We start from the raw sequence: 2,425 nt of genomic DNA, 5'->3' as shown, positions 1-2,425 counted from the left end.
CCTTTTTTTCTGCGCGTAATCTGCTGCTTGCAAACAAAAAAACCACCGCTACCAGCGGTGGTTTGTTTGCCGGATCAAGAGCTACCAACTCTTTTTCCGAAGGTAACTGGCTTCAGCAGAGCGCAGATACCAAATACTGTCCTTCTAGTGTAGCCGTAGTTAGGCCACCACTTCAAGAACTCTGTAGCACCGCCTACATACCTCGCTCTGCTAATCCTGTTACCAGTGGCTGCTGCCAGTGGCGATAAGTCGTGTCTTACCGGGTTGGACTCAAGACGATAGTTACCGGATAAGGCGCAGCGGTCGGGCTGAACGGGGGGTTCGTGCACACAGCCCAGCTTGGAGCGAACGACCTACACCGAACTGAGATACCWACAGCGTGAGCTATGAGAAAGCGCCACGCTTCCCGAAGGGAGAAAGGCGGACAGGTATCCGGTAAGCGGCAGGGTCGGAACAGGAGAGCGCACGAGGGAGCTTCCAGGGGGAAACGCCTGGTATCTTTATAGTCCTGTCGGGTTTCGCCACCTCTGACTTGAGCGTCGATTTTTGTGATGCTCGTCAGGGGGGCGGAGCCTATGGAAAAACGCCAGCAACGCGGCCTTTTTACGGTTCCTGGCCTTTTGCTGGCCTTGAAGCTGTCCCTGATGGTCGTCATCTACCTGCCTGGACAGCATGGCCTGCAACGCGGGCATCCCGATGCCGCCGGAAGCGAGAAGAATCATAATGGGGAAGGCCATCCAGCCTCGCGTCGCGAACGCCAGCAAGACGTAGCCCAGCGCGTCGGCCCCGAGATGCGCCGCGTGCGGCTGCTGGAGATGGCGGACGCGATGGATATGTTCTGCCAAGGGTTGGTTTGCGCATTCACAGTTCTCCGCAAGAATTGATTGGCTCCAATTCTTGGAGTGGTGAATCCGTTAGCGAGGTGCCGCCCTGCTTCATCCCCGTGGCCCGTTGCTCGCGTTTGCTGGCGGTGTCCCCGGAAGAAATATATTTGCATGTCTTTAGTTCTATGATGACACAAACCCCGCCCAGCGTCTTGTCATTGGCGAATTCGAACACGCAGATGCAGTCGGGGCGGCGCGGTCCGAGGTCCACTTCGCATATTAAGGTGACGCGTGTGGCCTCGAACACCGAGCGACCCTGCAGCGACCCGCTTAACAGCGTCAACAGCGTGCCGCAGATCCCGGGGGGCAATGAGATATGAAAAAGCCTGAACTCACCGCGACGTCTGTCGAGAAGTTTCTGATCGAAAAGTTCGACAGCGTCTCCGACCTGATGCAGCTCTCGGAGGGCGAAGAATCTCGTGCTTTCAGCTTCGATGTAGGAGGGCGTGGATATGTCCTGCGGGTAAATAGCTGCGCCGATGGTTTCTACAAAGATCGTTATGTTTATCGGCACTTTGCATCGGCCGCGCTCCCGATTCCGGAAGTGCTTGACATTGGGGAATTCAGCGAGAGCCTGACCTATTGCATCTCCCGCCGTGCACAGGGTGTCACGTTGCAAGACCTGCCTGRAACCGAACTGCCCGCTGTTCTGCAGCCGGTCGCGGAGGCCATGGATGCGATCGCTGCGGCCGATCTTAGCCAGACGAGCGGGTTCGGCCCATTCGGACCGCAAGGAATCGGTCAATACACTACATGGCGTGATTTCATATGCGCGATTGCTGATCCCCATGTGTATCACTGGCAAACTGTGATGGACGACACCGTCAGTGCGTCCGTCGCGCAGGCTCTCGATGAGCTGATGCTTTGGGCCGAGGACTGCCCCGAAGTCCGGCACCTCGTGCACGCGGATTTCGGCTCCAACAATGTCCTGACGGACAATGGCCGCATAACAGCGGTCATTGACTGGAGCGAGGCGATGTTCGGGGATTCCCAATACGAGGTCGCCAACATCTTCTTCTGGAGGCCGTGGTTGGCTTGTATGGAGCAGCAGACGCGCTACTTCGAGCGGAGGCATCCGGAGCTTGCAGGATCGCCGCGGCTCCGGGCGTATATGCTCCGCATTGGTCTTGACCAACTCTATCAGAGCTTGGTTGACGGCAATTTCGATGATGCAGCTTGGGCGCAGGGTCGATGCGACGCAATCGTCCGATCCGGAGCCGGGACTGTCGGGCGTACACAAATCGCCCGCAGAAGCGCGGCCGTCTGGACCGATGGCTGTGTAGAAGTACTCGCCGATAGTGGAAACCGACGCCCCAGCACTCGTCCGGATCGGGAGATGGGGGAGGCTAACTGAAACACGGAAGGAGACAATACCGGAAGGAACCCGCGCTATGACGGCAATAAAAAGACAGAATAAAACGCACGGGTGTTGGGTCGTTTGTTCATAAACGCGGGGTTCGGTCCCAGGGCTGGCACTCTGTCGATACCCCACCGAGACCCCATTGGGGCCAATACGCCCGCGTTTCTTCCTTTTCCCCACC

The 2,425-nt window shown here is 57.6% G+C and carries 3 protein-coding genes and 1 pseudogene; 3 read left to right on the top strand and 1 reads right to left on the bottom strand.

The features are described from left to right. On the top strand, positions 1–248 hold a 248-nt coding region (locus KP702_RS15885; RefSeq protein ID WP_075207512.1), incomplete at its 5' end, for a hypothetical protein. A gap of 537 nt (positions 249–785) precedes the next feature. Continuing rightward, positions 786–848, top strand: a pseudogene (locus KP702_RS16635) (type VI secretion protein); the annotation flags it as partial. 13 nt (positions 849–861) lie between these two features. On the opposite strand, the gene KP702_RS16630 reads toward KP702_RS16635, so the two are convergent. Then, positions 862–1,131: a hypothetical protein gene (locus tag KP702_RS16630; RefSeq protein ID WP_338086201.1), complete on the bottom strand. Its 270-nt coding sequence runs from the start codon at positions 1,129–1,131 to the stop codon at positions 862–864. 69 nt (positions 1,132–1,200) lie between these two features. Here KP702_RS16630 and aph(4)-Ia point away from each other — a divergent pair, with 69 nt between their 5' ends. Beyond that, entirely contained in the window at positions 1,201–2,238 is a 1,038-nt protein-coding gene (aph(4)-Ia, locus tag KP702_RS15870; protein ID WP_215769374.1) for an aminoglycoside O-phosphotransferase APH(4)-Ia, read from the top strand. The last annotated feature ends 187 nt before the right edge of the window (positions 2,239–2,425 follow it).

The organism is Gluconobacter sp. P5B12, from assembly GCF_018812035.1.
Classification (GTDB): Bacteria; Pseudomonadota; Alphaproteobacteria; order Acetobacterales; family Acetobacteraceae; genus Gluconobacter.
This window is presented reverse-complemented; position numbering and strand designations above follow the sequence as displayed.